The 1198-nt window shown below is 69.4% G+C and carries 2 protein-coding genes; one reads left to right on the top strand and one right to left on the bottom strand.

Annotated features, from left to right (window positions below; genetic code table 11):
- Positions 1-290 precede the first annotated feature (290 nt).
- Positions 291-725: a PhlB family protein gene (locus tag ACZ6Z8_RS39195; protein WP_402826651.1), complete on the top strand. Its 435-nt coding sequence runs from the start codon at positions 291-293 to the stop codon at positions 723-725.
- An 86-nt stretch (positions 726-811) separates the two neighbouring features.
- Here ACZ6Z8_RS39195 and ACZ6Z8_RS39190 read toward each other — a convergent pair.
- Positions 812-1198 (bottom strand): electron transfer flavoprotein subunit alpha/FixB family protein (locus ACZ6Z8_RS39190; protein ID WP_465614739.1); only part of this gene is annotated, 387 nt, incomplete at its 5' end.

Raw genomic sequence — 1198 nt, 5'->3', positions numbered from 1 at the left:
ACCTCCGCCGCGAACGGAGCGATCTTCGCCTCGGCCAGCGAACGCACCGCCTCACGGAGCATCTCGTGCTCCTCGGAGATACGGAAGAGATCGAACTCCTGGCTCATGATCGCCACTCCTGTTTCACGACGGTACTCAGTACCCTTCATTATGCACGCGCGCGGCAAAAAGGGAACTCAGTGCCTTCACAGGGCGGCACTGAGTTCCCTATCCTTTTCCTGCCGTACTACAGCCGAACTACTGGCGTACTTCTGCCGACAGAGCCGGTCCGAGCGCAGGGAGATGACGACGTGGTCCACTCAGCCATCGATGCCGACACCCGGAGTACGACGCTGTACTTCCAGCGCTGTACCTGGTGCAACAACCCCACGTTCCAGCGGCTGCTCTGCCCCACCTGCGGCTCCACCGAGCTGCGGCTGGAGCCCAGCGAGGGCACCGGCGTGGTGCGGCGCTGCGCGGTCGAGCAGGCCCGTACCCCGCTGGTCCGGCAGAAGTCGCTGATCCGGATGACGGAGGGCTTCGACGTCTGGTGCATCGTGGACGGCATGCGCAGCACCGTCCCGGTCGGCACCCGGGTGCGGCTGTACTCCTCCCCCGGTTCCGACCAGCCCGAGCTGCGGCTGCTGACGGTCGAGGAGCCGCCGGCGGAGCAGGAGTCCGAGCCGCGCCCGCTGCCGCCGGTCAAGGGCGGCTTCACCCAGCACCTGGCGGCCTTCGCCGAGTAGTCGGCGGGGCGACACGACGGAGGGCGTGGCACTCGGGGGTACCGAGTGCCACGCCCTCCGTTCTGCTCGCGGGGGAATCCGGGGGATCAGCCCTTGCGGGCCTTCACCTCGGTGGTGAGCTGCGGCAGCACCTGGAAGAGGTCGCCGACCACGCCGTAGTCGGCGAGCTCGAAGATCGGGGCCTCGGGGTCCTTGTTGACGGCCACGATGGTCTTCGAGGTCTGCATGCCGGCCCGGTGCTGGATGGCGCCCGAGATGCCGTTGGCCACGTACAGCTGCGGGGAGACCTGCTTGCCGGTCTGGCCGACCTGGGAGCTGTGCGGGTACCAGCCGGCGTCGACGGCGGCGCGCGAGGCGCCGACGGCGGCTTCGAGCGCGTCCGCGAGCTCCTCGACCACGCCGAAGCCCTCGGCGGCACCGACGCCGCGGCCGCCGGAGACCACGATGGCGGCCTCGGTCAGCTCCGGGCGGCC

The organism is Kitasatospora sp. NPDC101108 (assembly GCF_055584725.1).
The sequence above is the reverse complement of the archived record's forward strand: the minus strand, read 5'-3'. Positions and strand labels throughout refer to the sequence as shown.